The sequence below is a fragment of the Paenibacillus sp. JJ-223 genome (assembly GCF_927798175.1).
Lineage (GTDB): Bacteria > Bacillota > Bacilli > Paenibacillales > Paenibacillaceae > Paenibacillus > Paenibacillus hubeiensis.
Map to the genome: position 1 here is coordinate 42,613 of NZ_CAKMMP010000018.1, position 14,481 is coordinate 57,093.

13 protein-coding genes are annotated in these 14,481 nt (G+C 51.5%); 9 read left to right on the forward strand and 4 right to left on the reverse strand.

The genetic code is table 11. The features are described 5' to 3' along the window. Nucleotides 1-10: 10 nt before the first annotated feature. Nucleotides 11-1,303: a threonine ammonia-lyase IlvA gene (ilvA, locus tag L6H98_RS26135; protein ID WP_236420621.1), complete on the forward strand. Its 1,293-nt coding sequence runs from the start codon at nt 11-13 to the stop codon at nt 1,301-1,303. Then, a complete protein-coding gene (locus L6H98_RS26140) occupies nt 1,303-1,896 on the forward strand; it encodes a GNAT family N-acetyltransferase (RefSeq protein WP_236420622.1) in 594 nt (197 codons plus the stop codon). The genes ilvA and L6H98_RS26140 overlap by 1 nt, the downstream gene beginning before the upstream one ends. A gap of 91 nt (nt 1,897-1,987) precedes the next feature. Here L6H98_RS26140 and L6H98_RS26145 read toward each other — a convergent pair whose 3' ends face one another. Beyond that, nucleotides 1,988-2,950, reverse strand: coding sequence for a hypothetical protein (locus tag L6H98_RS26145; protein ID WP_236420623.1), 963 nt, complete (start codon nt 2,948-2,950; stop codon nt 1,988-1,990). Nucleotides 2,951-3,221: 271 nt separating this feature from the next. Between L6H98_RS26145 and L6H98_RS26150 the strand changes: the two genes are divergently transcribed. Further along, entirely contained in the window at nt 3,222-6,422 is a 3,201-nt protein-coding gene (locus tag L6H98_RS26150; RefSeq protein WP_236420624.1) for a copper amine oxidase N-terminal domain-containing protein, read from the forward strand. A 162-nt stretch (nt 6,423-6,584) separates the two neighbouring features. Continuing rightward, entirely contained in the window at nt 6,585-7,472 is an 888-nt protein-coding gene (locus tag L6H98_RS26155; protein WP_236420625.1) for an AraC family transcriptional regulator, read from the forward strand. A 120-nt stretch (nt 7,473-7,592) separates the two neighbouring features. On the opposite strand, the gene L6H98_RS26160 is transcribed toward L6H98_RS26155, so the two are convergent. Beyond that, nucleotides 7,593-8,414, reverse strand: coding sequence for a DUF1129 domain-containing protein (locus L6H98_RS26160; RefSeq protein WP_236420626.1), 822 nt, complete (start codon nt 8,412-8,414; stop codon nt 7,593-7,595). A gap of 426 nt (nt 8,415-8,840) precedes the next feature. Here L6H98_RS26160 and L6H98_RS26165 point away from each other — a divergent pair, with 426 nt between their 5' ends. From L6H98_RS26165 to L6H98_RS26175, 3 genes are all read left to right on the forward strand, one after another. After that, on the forward strand, nt 8,841-9,074 hold the full coding sequence (locus tag L6H98_RS26165; RefSeq protein WP_236420627.1) for a hypothetical protein: 234 nt from the start codon (nt 8,841-8,843) through the stop codon (nt 9,072-9,074). Between the two features lie 261 nt (nt 9,075-9,335). Then, nucleotides 9,336-10,169: an alpha/beta fold hydrolase gene (locus L6H98_RS26170; protein ID WP_236420628.1), complete on the forward strand. Its 834-nt coding sequence runs from the start codon at nt 9,336-9,338 to the stop codon at nt 10,167-10,169. A gap of 158 nt (nt 10,170-10,327) precedes the next feature. Continuing rightward, entirely contained in the window at nt 10,328-11,113 is a 786-nt protein-coding gene (locus L6H98_RS26175) for a class III extradiol ring-cleavage dioxygenase (protein ID WP_236420629.1), read from the forward strand. 134 nt (nt 11,114-11,247) lie between these two features. Here the strand turns inward: L6H98_RS26175 and L6H98_RS26180 are convergent, their stop codons facing one another. Then, nucleotides 11,248-11,463, reverse strand: a complete 216-nt coding sequence (locus tag L6H98_RS26180; protein WP_236420630.1) for a hypothetical protein — start codon at nt 11,461-11,463, stop codon at nt 11,248-11,250. A 180-nt stretch (nt 11,464-11,643) separates the two neighbouring features. Next, nucleotides 11,644-12,177 carry a DoxX family protein gene (locus tag L6H98_RS26185; protein WP_236420631.1) on the reverse strand — a complete coding sequence of 178 codons (534 nt, stop codon included), beginning with the start codon at nt 12,175-12,177 and terminating at the stop codon, nt 11,644-11,646. A gap of 352 nt (nt 12,178-12,529) precedes the next feature. Here L6H98_RS26185 and L6H98_RS26190 point away from each other — a divergent pair, with 352 nt between their 5' ends. Both L6H98_RS26190 and L6H98_RS26195 read left to right on the forward strand, forming a co-directional pair. Continuing rightward, on the forward strand, nt 12,530-13,594 hold the full coding sequence (locus tag L6H98_RS26190) for a DUF3048 domain-containing protein (protein ID WP_236420632.1): 1,065 nt from the start codon (nt 12,530-12,532) through the stop codon (nt 13,592-13,594). A 267-nt stretch (nt 13,595-13,861) separates the two neighbouring features. Next, entirely contained in the window at nt 13,862-14,476 is a 615-nt protein-coding gene (locus L6H98_RS26195) for a DUF47 family protein (protein ID WP_236420633.1), read from the forward strand. The last annotated feature ends 5 nt before the right edge of the window (nt 14,477-14,481 follow it).

The window sequence follows — 14,481 nt, forward strand, 5'->3', positions numbered from 1 at the left end:
TGGATAAGAGATGAAACCAGTGGAACAGGAAGCAGCGGGAACGCCAAGCTACGCCCGTGCCCAAGTCGGCATGGAAGACATCGTGCGCGCGCATCATGTGCTTCGCGAAGTAATTGTGAGAACGCCGCTGCAGCGGGACGCTGTATTGTCGGCCAAATATAACTGCAATGTGTATCTCAAAAGAGAAGATCAGCAAGTGGTGCGTTCCTTCAAGATCCGCGGTGCGTACAACATGATTCGCAGCTTGTCTCCGGAAGAACTGGAAAGAGGCATCGTGTGCGCAAGCGCGGGCAACCATGCGCAGGGTGTTGCCTTCTCGTGTAATGCGCTGGGCATTTTCGGGAAAATCTTCATGCCAAGCACGACTCCGAACCAGAAGGTGAAGCAAGTTCGACGTTTTGGCGGCAGCAATGTGGAAGTGGTGCTGACCGGCGACACGTATGATGATGCATATGAAGAAGCAATGCGTGCCTGCGACGAGCAGGGCATGACATTCATCCACCCGTTCGACCAACCCAAAATCATTGCGGGCAACGGTACGGTAGCGATGGAAATCATGGAAAGCCTTGAGGAGAAAGCCGATTATGTATTCGTCACGATCGGCGGCGGCGGTCTTGCCGCAGGCGTGGGCACATATGTGAAGACGGTCAGTCCGGAAACACGCGTCATCGGCGTTGAGCCGCTGGGTGCTGCCTCCATGAGCGAAGCGATGTTCCGGAAGCAGGTCGTCACGTTGGACGATATCGACAAATTCGTGGATGGTGCTGCCGTTAAACGGGTGGGCGACCTCACCTTCGATATCTGCTGTGACACGCTGGACGACATCGTGAAAGTGCCGGAAGGCAAAGCCTGCACGACCATTCTGGAGCTGTATAATGAAAATGCGATTGTAGTCGAACCGGCCGGTTCGCTCACCGTGGCGGCTTTGGACCAGTACCGCGAACAAATCGCGGGCAAAACCGTCGTTTGCGTCATTAGCGGGGGCAACAATGACATCGACCGCATGCAGGAGATCAAGGAGCGCTCCCTGATCTATGAAGGGCTCAAATATTACTTCATGGTTAACTTCCCGCAGCGGGCCGGAGCTTTGCGCGAATTCCTCGTGGACGTTCTGGGACCCGATGACGACATTACCCGTTTCGAATATACGAAGAAACATGACAAAGAAAACGGACCTGCGCTCGTAGGCATCGAATTGCTGCGTAAAGAGGACTATCAGCCGCTGATCGAACGGATGAACCGCAAAGGCATCGCTTATACCGAACTGAACAAAAATCTGAACCTGTTCAACATGTTAATCTGATGAACCATTACGATCCGAACAGGTTGACTGACGGGGTACTGCGGGCTGCGGTCAAGGAAGACGCTGCACAGGTGATTCCGCTTTTGGTGCAAGCGATCGATGATATTGCGTACGCCTTGGCGGGCGAAGGGGATCACGAGCAGGCCATGCACATTTTGCGGCAGCTTTACGAGCAGGAGGACACACGAATCAGCTATCGCAACGTAACCGTGATGGAACGCGAAGGCCATGTTGCAGGCATTCTCGTTGCCTATGACGGCGGAGATGCGGACCGGCTCGATCAGCCGATTCTGAACCGCCCGGGCCGCAGCAAAGACGAGAAGTATCGGCTTGGGAAAGAAACCCGGCCCGGTGAATACTACCTCGACACGTTATCCGTGGACCAGGCCTATCAAGGGCAAGGCATCGGAAAGGCGCTCATGGCTGCTTTCGAAGAGCAGGCCAGGACGCTCGGGCATTCGCGGACAGCGTTAATCGTGGAACGAGACAATGACCGGGCCAGAATGTTGTATGAACGGCAGGGGTACGTCAAAGACGACGTCTTAATCATTTCGGGTCATGAGTATGACCACATGGTCAAGCCGATCGAATAAACAATCGAATTCGTTTACGGGTACAAACAATAAAACATCGCCATGCGCCATAATGCGCCGGGCGATGTTTTTTTGAACCGCCAAGGATTCATCACTCCGAAGCCGGTACATGTTTTTCCAGCCAACGTTCCACCGCCGGTGTCTTTTCGAAGTTGGAAGCAGCGGCGACATCCAGGAAATCGGCGAGTTGTTCAAGAAACGGACTTTCTACGGAGGCGAGGCGTTCGATGACAGCCTTGTAACCTTTTTGAGCGTTTGCGGTCATTTTGTTGGTTTCATAGTCGAATAAAGGCGTGTTGATCAATCCATAGAATGTATATTGGGTGTAGCTGTCAAACAGGCTTTGCACTTGGGCAGACCGTTTGGAATCCGGATATAGTTTCAGGAAATGCTCCTGACTGAGTGCACGCAACAGCATCTCCTGGTACCCGATGAGCAAATCGCCGTCTTCTGCCGGAATTTTGCGTGTCTCGGCAGCCATGATGTTGATGTAATCGGCGATATCCGGTTTGACGTATTGGTTGTATTTTTGGAATGCAGCGTAGTTCATGATCGGGTACAGCGCGCCTTCCAGCATGATCAGCTTGTACCCGTTATCCCGTGCTTCCTGCAGCAAATTATACGCGGCAGCATCGTCGATCCGGCTCATGAGCTTGGTAAAACTGTCCCCTGTTCGGTAAGCTTGCAGCAGCTTGGCTTGAACGTTGGGAACCAGCATGCGGTCTGTCATGGGCGACAGCGCCTTCAGCCGCGCGTTCTCCAGTTGGAGCACCATGAGCGAGGCGTGGTGGGACGTTACCCGTTTGATATTGGAGGCGAGATAGCGGTCAGCGGCGGGCAGGCCGTTCTTTTTTTTGAGCATGGATTGGTAGGTATTGTATATGGATGCGGATTGGCTTGCATGGGTCTTGTCCGTCTCATTGGACGTTGCGGCAGCGGCGATCCCCGCCACGGAAGCGAAACCGGGCTGCAGCATCAGAACAGCGGCTGTCACGGCGATGAGTGTACGCGTTGCGCGGCCTTTGTCAGATAGAGTAGAGAAGAATGAAGGCATGGAACGGATCCTCCTGTTATTTTCAAGATGATTACTATAACCTTACCCAATATTTGAAATAGGTTGGTCTCGGAATGGTAACAAAATGTCTTGTTATTTTAACCTTTGAACGGTAGATGATGGAAGCGTGTTTCTGCCAAAATATTTTTTGGGCGGGATCGGAAACTTTTGGAGGGATTCGAACGTCTATGAATTGTACAGGTATAAATAGGAATTTTCCGACGAAAACAACGATACACCTTTCAATTAACGGGAGAATGGGGATACAGGTATGAAGAAAGCAGGAGGAAATCAAGTCAAAAAGGTGATGTCCGCACTGGCCGTTTCGGCCATGCTGATGTCCGCATTGCCGGCGCCGGCCATTGATGCCGCAGCACCGATCAGCATTTACATCAACGATTCAGCGCTGAAGGCGCCTCAGCCGCCGGTCATGAAGGCAGGACGGGTGCTCGTGCCGCTCCGGTCCATCTTCGAAGGGCTGGATGCCAATGTGCAGTACACCAACAAAACCAAAACGATCAAGGCGACCCGCGGCGATCAGGAGGTCATCCTGAAGCTTGGTTCCAAGACGGCTTACATCAACGGAGAACTGACCTATCTTGACGTGCCTGCGAGCACGATCAAAGGCAATACGATGGTGCCGATCCGCTTCGTAAGCGAGGCATTCGGAGAAAAAGTGTACTGGAATTCCCGCATGCAGCGCGTGGATATCAAAACGACGACAACGCCGCCGGTGGATAACACTTCATATGCTGCCTGGAACATTTATGGTACCGTATCCGGAAACAATGGGGATGGCCGCGATCTGACCGTAAGTTTCACGCGCCCTGCTTCCGAGAACGGGGTATCCGAATACCGCATCATGCTGGTTAAAACGCGCGACGTCAACGGCTTTAACGAATCGGCTGCCTCATCGGTGCCTTCCAGCAATTACACGAGGGTCGTTCCGAACGGCACCAATCCGAAGCTGACGCTGAATGCGCAGACCCGTGACGTCAACGGCGATCTGCTCTCGTCGACAGAAACCTATCGCCTGTACGTGTTTACGGTGGGCGGCAGCGGCAATAACTACAAAAACGCTCTTGCCTGGTCTTCGCAGGCGTTGAAGCTGTCTGGCGTGAAGACGGAAGTTCAAGCGGTGAACAGCCTCAAAATAGCCGATGTGAGCGATTATGGTGACGGACGCGATCTGGAGATCAGCTTCAATCAGCCGTCCAACACGTCCAATATTACGTACTACCGCGCGTTTGTCGTTAAAGCGAAAGATGCGTCTTCGTTTAATCTGGCAGCAGCGAACAAGGTTTCGAGTTCCAACTCCGCGATCATTTATAAGAACAACACGACATCGGTGACAAGCAAGCTGTCTTCCACGTCGCGGGATACATCCGGGGAATTGATCAAAAACGGCACGTCCTATGTGGTGTACATCATGTCGGTAAGTGCGAACACCGCATCGGCGGAAAGCAAATTATCCACCGTTTCATCGTCCCTGACACTGGGCGCGAATACGGCTGCCGCACCGGTCATTACGCAGGTTTTGGACAATTCGGATTATGGCGACGGCCGCGACATTCGAGTGAGCTTTAACCGGGTATCCGACGAATCCAAAGTTGGAAGCTACCGTATTTTCGTGGTGCGCAACTCCGTAGCCGGCAGCTTTAATTTGACCACGGCCAGCAATTTGTCATCCAGCCTGTATTATCAAGTGAACAAAACGGGCGGCAACATCACCGTCTCGCTGCCTTCCAACATGAGGGATACCAGCGGGTACAGCGTAACGAATTTGCAGGATTATCGCATTTACGTCATGGCGGTAGGCAACCAACAGAACAATTATACCAACGCGTTGTCTTCCTCGTCGTCGGTGTTGAGGCTGGCCACGAATGCCAATGCCCCTGCGGTAACCAACGTGGCGGTAGCAGACGTGAGCGATTACGGGGACGGCCGCGATTTACGGGTATCGTTCAATCGGCCTTCTAGTGAAGACAATATCGCTTCCTATCGGATCTATGTTGTACGTAATGGAAATACCGGCAGCTTTAATCTGAGTGCAGCGAATGCGTCCAATAACTATATCCAAGTGAACAAAACGGGCGGCAATCAATCATTGACGCTGCCGTATTACGCAGTAGATACAAATGGCTATACCCTGACTAATGGAGTAAGCTACCGCGTATTCGTCATGTCGGTGAGCACGAGCGGCAATACGAGCCAAAACGCGCTTTCCTCGTCATCGGCAAGCATTACATTATCGCAAAACTCAGCTATAGCAGCACCGACTAACGTGGTGGCTTCCGATGTGGGCGATAGCGGTAACGGCAGTGACTTGCAGGTGTCCTTTACCCGTTCCGTAGATGAAACAAATGTGAATCATTATCGCGTTTTCGTGGTGAAGGCGGATAGAGCCGGCAGTTTCAACCTGTCGACGGCGAATGCCATCAATAGTGCCAATTATACGTATGTGAGCAAAACCGGGAATAACCCGACTTTGAAGTTGTCCGGCACAGCCAGGGATACAGACGGTCAGGCGATCAGAAACGATGTGAGTTACCGTGTGTTTGTGCTCGCGGTCAATACCAATACATCGATTGCCAATGCCCTGTCCTCAGGGTCAACTGCGCTGACGCTGACGTCGGTTAAGGCCGTTTCGCCAGCAACCAATGTGAATGTGACCGTTAAAAATACAGGGCAGGCCGGTAATGCCTCCGATGTCACATTCAACTTCAGCAAACCTGCTGATGAATCGGGAATTTCGGGATATAAGGCGTATATCGTTCCCGCAGGCCAGGTGAGTTCGTTCAATGTGGCCTCTGCGGAAAGAATCGGCAGCTATGTGGATATTGCCAAGTCGAGTGCGGGGTCAGCCATTCAACTGAATAGCGGCCATGTGGATATTAATGGAGGCACATTGGTTCCTGGAACCAAGTACAACATTTTCGTCATGTCCGTTGCGGATAGTCCTGCTCGCACTTCTGTCCTGTCGGCTCCTTCCCAGGAGTTTACGATTCTTGCCAAAGCGGCAGAGCCGGTGGTTGCGGATAAGGTCTCGGGCGTTTCAGCTACCGTGAATAATGCGACGACTTCTATCGATGTAAGCTTCAACAGAGCAACGAATCAGACGGGGATTTCAAGGTACGACGTTTACCTCGTCAGACAAGGCGATACGTTGAATCTGGGCAATACCAACATCGCCGGAGCAGTGCAAACGAATACCGAAAACCCTGCGATTAACATAACAAGCAGCATGAAGGATTCGGAAGGCAGACCGATTGAGGCAGGAAAATCCTACTCCGTATATGTCGTGAGTGTCGCCAACGGGCAAGCAGCTACAGTGAGCTCCATATCGAGTCCTTCCAATTCGGTGCAGTTTCCTTCCGCCCCTGCCAATCCAGCAGGAAGCGGGAACAGCGATTCTCCGGCTCCCGTTATAACCCCGCCTGCAACTGCAGCGCCGGAATCCGGGACGCCTTAACCCCCCGTCAATTTGAAATAGGTACAATAAGCCCTTATCCATTGGATAGGGGCTTTTCGGTGTAAAAGGGCCATACCCAAAACAGTTCCTGTAACGCTTGCGGGCGGTACTCCGCCGGGAGATAATAAAGGGAAAAGAGCGTGGCCCGAAAGGAAGGATGAAATGCTTGCATTTCGCTTGACGAGGCTGCCGGATGCCCGGCTGCCTTTATATCTATATTGCGTAGGTACCCATGAAGAGAGAGCGCTGATCAGAGCGGATGGCTTCCCGGTGTACCAACTGTTTTTGTCGCGGAGCGGAGAAGGGCAGCTTAACGTTTCCGGTGAGGGGACGTGGAAGGTAACCGCAGGACAATTGTTCGTGTTGGCCCCTGACAAGGGTTATGAGTATTGCCCGCGTTTCAAAACCGATTGGGAGCTGGGGTACATCGGCATCGGGGGCGATGCGGCAGCTTCCATCCTGCGGGCCGCAGGTTTGTTGCAATCGGGGCCCCGAACGCTGCATGATTTCGAGCAATTCTGGTCAAGAATGACGGCGCTATGGCACTCCTTGAATCAAGGTTTGGGACCGGATGCGTGTTGGGAAGTTTCGGCCATGCTGTACCAGCTCATTCTGGACTTGTCGCGTTGGATCGATGGGGAGCCAGAGAATGCAGCCAAGAGAACGGGACGGATTGCCAAACCGGCCATCCAAGCAGGACTCCAGCATCTCGGCCAGTCTGACCCGAGGCAGGATGCCTTTGACCGTGCGGTCGACTTGATGCATATGCATTACAGGGATGATTTGCTCCTGAAACATGTTGCGGAGGCCGTCGGCTATTCGGTGCAGCATCTTAACCGGATTTTCCATCAAAAGCATGGTATAACGGGACACCAGTACATGCAGCGCCTGCGTTTGCGCAAGGCGGCGGACTGGCTGAACGAGCATCCGCATGCCAGCGTGAAGCAGGCCGCCGAGACGATCGGCATGGAAGTGAACTATTTTATCCGCATGTTCAAGCGGGAATTCGGGGAGACGCCGGGAAGATCCCACAGCCACGCAAGAGAATGAATACGGCCTGCGAGAAAGAATATGAACACCTAGGTGGCATCGCAAACAAACGGGCGGACATCCGCGCCTCCTGCGGGATCAGAAAAGGCTGCCGAGTTCCCGGCAGCCTTCTTACAAACACTATAGCTTCTTGTTCCCGAAGATCGGTCTCAAGGTAAACAGTCCCGCCAAGCCGATCAGCAAGCTGACCCATGGCGGGAGCCAAAAGACCGGAAAGCTGTCACGCAGCGGGTATCCCACGAACAAAACAACGAGCACGATGGCGATATAGATCGCGATGCCGCGAAGATTGACTTGCGGACGGGTCGTCAGGTCAGCGCCTTCGTCATCCGGTCGCTCCGCCAGCCGGCGCAGCGTTTCCACGAGAGCGATGCCGCCTACAGCCGCGACGATCAGCGTGAACAGGCTGATGTGGCTGAACGGTCCCGTATCTCCGTCGGTCCAGCCCATGAACAGCCCTGCTGCGCCCTGCATCAGCAGTACGACCGAAATGGCCGCCCATGCGATCATGATATACCATTTGAGCGTACGTTTCGTTCGAGCAGGAGGTTCGGCATCGTCTTGTTCTCCATCGTTTTCCTCTTCATGCTCGGGTTCGGGCGTCCACGTTTGGCTTAGAGAGTTCTTCATGTTTCCGTACCGAGTTACGGGAGCTGTCGTCATTTCTTCCGCGGTGCTGTCTTCTGCACCAAGGCGCGCAAATATATCTTTTTCCAGATCTTTGGCATATCGCGCGCGAGCGGACTCGCCGTTCTTCTGGGCTTGCACGATCGCTTTGCCTTCTTCGAGAATCCATTCTTCCTGCGTTTTCTCGTCAACAGGCGTTTGGCGCGCAATGTCGCTGATCTGGTTGTACAATTTTGCATTTTCGGGAGTCATTTGGCTTAGTTCGGTAATTTGCCGATTCTGTAATTCTTTAAGCTTCTTATAAGAAATCCTCAATGATTGCTCCTCCTGTCTAAACACGCTACGGTATCCGGGTTAGGCAACCCTGACGATATTTTAGTATACGGGAAGGGCTCTCATTTCGCAAAGTCATTCCTTATAGAAAAGCTGTTTGTGATTCACCCACAGGCCGATGAAGGCCAGTACGACACAGGTGCAAAGAAGTGTCAGTTTGCCGTGGCTGCGAATCCATTCGATGAGATGTTCCATGATTCAAATCCTTTCGCCCGAAATCACCGGGTTCGAAAAACCGGCTTCGTTGTCGCTTTCCGTTGATGTATAGAATTCCCGAAATACTGGCAGAGATATACCTGTACATGGAACGTATTGTATCAATATGGTGAAACGTGAATAAAGAACGGCCGCTTCCTGCACAATATAAGCAATTTCCAACAGAATTCAGGGATGGGAGCGTGCGACAGGATGAATCAGAATCATAGCGAATTGACCCGCCGGCTGCTGCTGAACAGCAATTCCCGAGGCGTCAAGGATGAAGTGATTCCTATGGGACAAGAGGCGGAAGATGTCGAACTGGCTGGCGAATTAACGGAAGATGGCATCCATCAAGAAAGCATTTGGAGCAGTCTGGATGATGCGGCAGATGATTGGCAGGGACGGGTGGAAACGCATGAGATGTTCCGTCGGAGTTACGAGTAACCGGTAAGACTTCGGATCGGGTAGGGCCAGCTGACAAGCTGGCTTTTTTGCTATGGCCATAAAGTGATCCCGGATCGAGAATATTCAATTCCTGCAGGCCATTACCGATAAAAGACGAATACAAAACCAACAAAACAAGCGATGCTTTCGTTGACTTTGTGCAGTGTACAATGATAATATACAGTTAACTTCTTTAATTCACATTAAACTCATCGGATTTATATATTATGAAATTGGAATTTGTGGAAAGGGGCAAGCGATATGGAGCGTCAGATCAGCATACGTCATGGGCAGGAGGAGCTTACGGCCACCATTCATTATCCGGTCGTTCAGGACATCAAGGAGGTTAACGCGCAGCAGAAACGCGTACCGCTCGCGGTGATCTGCCATGGGTTCGTGGGCAGCCGGATCGGCGTGGACCGCCTGTTCGTCAAGACCGGGCGCGAACTGGCCGAAGACGGGTATCTGGTTCTGCGCTTTGACTACATCGGGTGTGGGGAGAGCAGCGGCGAATACGGCGCGGAAGGCCTTGAATCGATGATCGCCCAGACGCGCTCCGTGCTGGATTATGCGGTAAACTGCAGTGACGTTGACCCTAGCCGCATCACCCTGATCGGACATAGCTTGGGCGGCGCGGTTGCGCTGTTGACGGCCATTCGCGATAAACGGGTCAAAAATCTCGTAATGTGGTCTTCCGTCGGGTATCCTTTCAACGATATTGTGAAAATCACCGGACGCGACGTGTACGATGATGGAGTGAAGCATGGTCATGCGGACTATTTGGGATACAAATTCACGCCGCGATTCTTCGAATCGCTCGCCGAGCATCAGCCGTTTCAGGAAGCGGTCAAATTCAACGGAGATGTTCTGGTCGTTCACGGCACGTCCGACGACGTTATCCCGGTGGATTATGCGTTTCTGTATCAAAAGGTATTTTGGATGCGTCAGGAAGGACGCTGCGACAAGGAGATCATTTTCCAGGGAGACCATACGTTCTCGTCCGGCAAAGAGCGGGAGCAATTGATTAACCGTACCAGGGAGTGGCTTGGCGAACGCCAGAAGATCGAACAGGATTGGCAGCACTGGATGATCTGATTGCAGAGATGAAACAGGTCCTGAATGCATCAACAAGGTGAATGGAGTGTATCACGGGCTCGGCTTGGCGGCTCCAGGGGATGTAAGCTTGGAAAAGCGCCTTCTTCGCGGTAAAATAGAAGAGTAACCATTCTATCCGTGTCTGGAGGTTGGCAGCAATGACATTACCCGCATTATTCATTGCACATGCTTCCCCCGCCCTGGCGGTGGAAAGCAACGACTACACTCGTTTCCTGAACCAGCTTGGAGAGAGGCTGCCGGCTCCGAAGGCTATCGTGGCATTCACGGCCCATTGGGATTGTCCCGAACCGTCCGTGACCATGGACGAAACGCATCGGACTTTGCATGACTTTTACGGATTTCCAGCAGATATGTATGATCTCGATTATCCAGCCCTTGGCATGCCAAGCCTGGCCAATGAGATTTGTGCGCTGTTTGCACGAAGCAACTTGCAGCATCTTCCGATCACCGGGCGTGGGCTTGATCATGGCGTATGGGTTCCGCTTTTGCATATGTACCCGAAGGCTAACATTCCGGTCGTGGCCGTATCCGTCGATTCCTTGCGTTCCCCGCAGGAGCAGTATGATATCGGTCGGATGCTGGAGCAGCTGAGGCATGATGACGTGTTGATCGTAGGCAGCGGGGGAATGGTGCATAACCTGCGTCTGCTTGGCGACAGCGAAGAACCGCAGGATTGGGCGGTGGAATTTGACGATTGGATGGGACAGCGGCTCGAGCAATGGAATACGAGGGAGCTGTTTCAGTACGACAAAAAAGCCCCGCATGCTCGCATGGCCGTACCTTCCTATGGAACGGAGCATCTGGCGCCATTGTTCTATGCCATGGGCACGGCAGATATGACGCGCAAGGCGAAAAGGCTGTTTCAAGCCTACTCCCACGGAACGCTTAGTCTGAACTGCTGGCAGTTCGGCGACGACGCATAACTTGGAGCAGACGACAGGGAATATGTGGAAACAGACCGCGTTGCGTAGGATGGACTCCAACAAAATGACATTGATCTTGTAAAAAGGTTCCGATCCCATTCATCAAGAAGGGCGGAACCTTTTTTGGCGTTGGATCAAGACTTTCGAATCTCGAAAAATTCGCAGTCGGTACGGGCGTGATAGGCGAGATCGCTTACGCTGGATTGAATAACGATGGTGTTGCTGTCAAAACGAATGATAATGCCGCCGGAATCGATCTGATGATTGTCTTTGAAAACACGAATTCGGTGCTGGCGATCCATCGCTTCCTGAAAATCGGCATCCGTCTCAAGACGGCGGTTAATGGCCATGTTTGCTGCTCCTTTGGCTTGTCTGGTATATGTTCATCATAATATGTCTGTCTACAGAGGGCAAATGCATACGGGTCAATCCATCTGCGTCGGGAGAAAGCTGGCCTTGGCGAAAGTAAGCTCGAATTCATAAAAAAGCCCCGCTCCGAATTGGAGCAGGACTTCCGTATTATTTATGAGTTACGCTGTTTTTTGTGCGCTGCTTATGGTTGGTGTATCTTTTGGACCTTTGTTGCGAGTGAACAATCCGCGGAGGTAAGGCAGTACCCAACGATCCAGGCCGATTTTACCAGCATTTGCGCCAGCGACAACCAGGAAGATTTCCATCAGTACCAGTTGGGCGTTCGTGCTCACGGTGCCCGAGAAGAGGAACGCGAAGTTCATGACCATTCCCATCAGCGCTGCCAGCGTTGTAAAGCATCCGAGGATGAGGCCGACACCGACGAGGAATTCACCGAGCGGGATCAGGAAGTCGAACAATCCTGCATTCGGAATCGCGAATTTCTCAAGGAACGTTCCCCACCAAGCTTGCACTGCGGGATGGTCACCCGTTGTTTTTTCCAAAGCGCCTTGCAGGAACCCGCCTGCCGCGAATCCGCCGGTCAATTTTTCCCAACCGTGGGTCATCCAGTCGTAACCGATGTAAACCCGAAGCACCGTCAAAATCCACATTGCCACTTTATTCTCTCTAAGCCATACGTTGAAGCTGAACATATAAACCACTCCTTCATGGGATGTATTGAATTTTTTTGTTTTTTGGTTTCTCTAAAGTGATCACCTTTGATGTCTTTATTGTATAGTTCCAACGTCATTTTGTTTGTGATTAAAATCACAATCTAATTCAAATTTTAAGTAAGGACGTTTTAGTTCACATTTTATCCACATTGTTGTTCGTTTCCTGCGTTTCATTTCAAAGATTCAAGGGTAGACAATCCCGCCTAAAGCGAAGACAAACCGGGCCGTCTGTGATTAAATGGAAAGAAATACGTGGTAATGGCGATCCGCATCGAGATTGGAGCACCCGGAAATGGAAGCCATATTTCAAACCATCGGGAGGGACCATCGATTGAAGTTATGGAAATGGAATAAAAGCAGAACAGCCGCGTCGCTGCTCATTGTCGCCTTGAGTCTGTCCGCCTGCCAAAACAAGGAGCTTGCGCAGCCGACGCCGGAGCCGGTGCCTGCTCCCGTTCAGGAAGAACAGGTGTCGGAAGAGGAGCCAGCGGCGAAGTTCAAGGCACCATTGACGGGGTTGCCCAGCGAAGAAGCGATTACCCGCCGTCCGCTGGCCGTTATGATCAACAATGCGCCGGCCGCTCGTCCCCAATCCGGGCTTAGCTCCGCCGACATTATCATGGAAGTGCTTGCAGAAGGCGGAATTACGCGGTATATCGCCATTTTTCAAAGCGAAGGCGCAGATGAAACCGTGGGACCCGTGCGCAGCATCCGTCCGTATCTGATCGAGCTGGGGGAGAGTTATGACGGAGTGCTGATTCATGCAGGCGGCAGTCCGGAGGCGTATTCCATTTTGCAGAAGCAGCAAAAGCAGCATATGGACGAAATTTCGAACGGGGGCCCCTATTTCTGGCGTTCTTCCGATCGCAAAGCCCCGCACAACCTGTATACTTCATCGGACAAGCTAAGGGAAGGCCTGCAGAAAAAAGGGTATGACCATGACAGCCTATCTCCGGTTTACCTCTACAATGAAGAAGGCTCTACGGCTGCGGGCGAAGAAGCAGCGGCGTTTGACGTGAAATATTTGCTCGATAGTTACCGCGTGACGTATGAATATGATGAAGTTAGCGGACGATATATGAGACTGGTCAACGGGAAGGCCGATGTGGATCAGGATAACGGCGAGCAGCTCGGTGCTGCCAATATCATCGTGGCGGGCGCCGATCACAAAGTGCTCGATAGCGTGGGCAGATTGTCCGTCGACGTGGATCAGGGCGGTGAAGCGATGTTGTTCCAAAAAGGAAAAATGATTCAGGGTCAGTGGGTCAGAAAGTCAGGGGATATTATTCGTTTTATTTATAATGGAAAAGAAGCCAATTTGATCCCGGGGAAAACGTTCATCTCCATCGTGCCGAATTCGCCTGATTTTGCAGGACACGTTCAAGTGAAACAATAGAAAAACCGTATCGCAATGTCGAAAAATATAATGTCGAATAATGTAAAATAGTGACTTTGGGTGGAGAAGTGTAAACGCAGTGTAAAATGTGAACATCATTTTTCCACTCTTTCCATATTATTAAGATTCATTTCAGAAATGTGTGATAAGAATATAAAAAAGGATCGCAGGTTTTGTACAAACCATGAAACAAATATGATAAGATAGCAAAGGTTGTCATTTCATGTTTCAAGGTTATCAGCATTTTCTCGTAAAGGGGATAGAACGATGAAGTTAAAGAAGAAGGATATATTTTTCGAAACATTGGAGAATATGGCGGATACTGTCGTACAAGCGGCTGACTACTTCTCCCAGCATGTTTCCAACCTTCAGGATGTGACTCTGTTTACCAATGAAATGAAGAAATACGAGTCCAAATGTGACGACTACGTGCATACCATCATTATGGAGCTCAACAAAACATTCATTACGCCGATCGAGCGTGATGACATCATGGAACTGACAACAACCCTTGATGACGTATTGGACGGGCTTGAAGCAACGGCTTCCCGTTTCTATATGTACCAACTGACCGAGCCGGACGAATTCATCGTACAGTTTGCGGAAATTTTGCGCCAATCTGCGTATGAAATCCAAAAGGCCGTTCATTTGCTGTCCCAGAAAAAATTGCTGGCGATCCGCGAGTATACGATCCGCATCAACGATCTGGAGAACCAAGGCGACGAAGTATTGCGCATGTGCATTAAACACCTGTTTGCCACGGTATCCGATCCGATCGAGTTGATCAAACGCAAGGAAATCTACGAGCGTCTTGAGACGACGACGGATGCTTGCGAAGACGTAGCGAATATGCTGGAATCCATTATCATGCGTAATTCTTAAGGAGC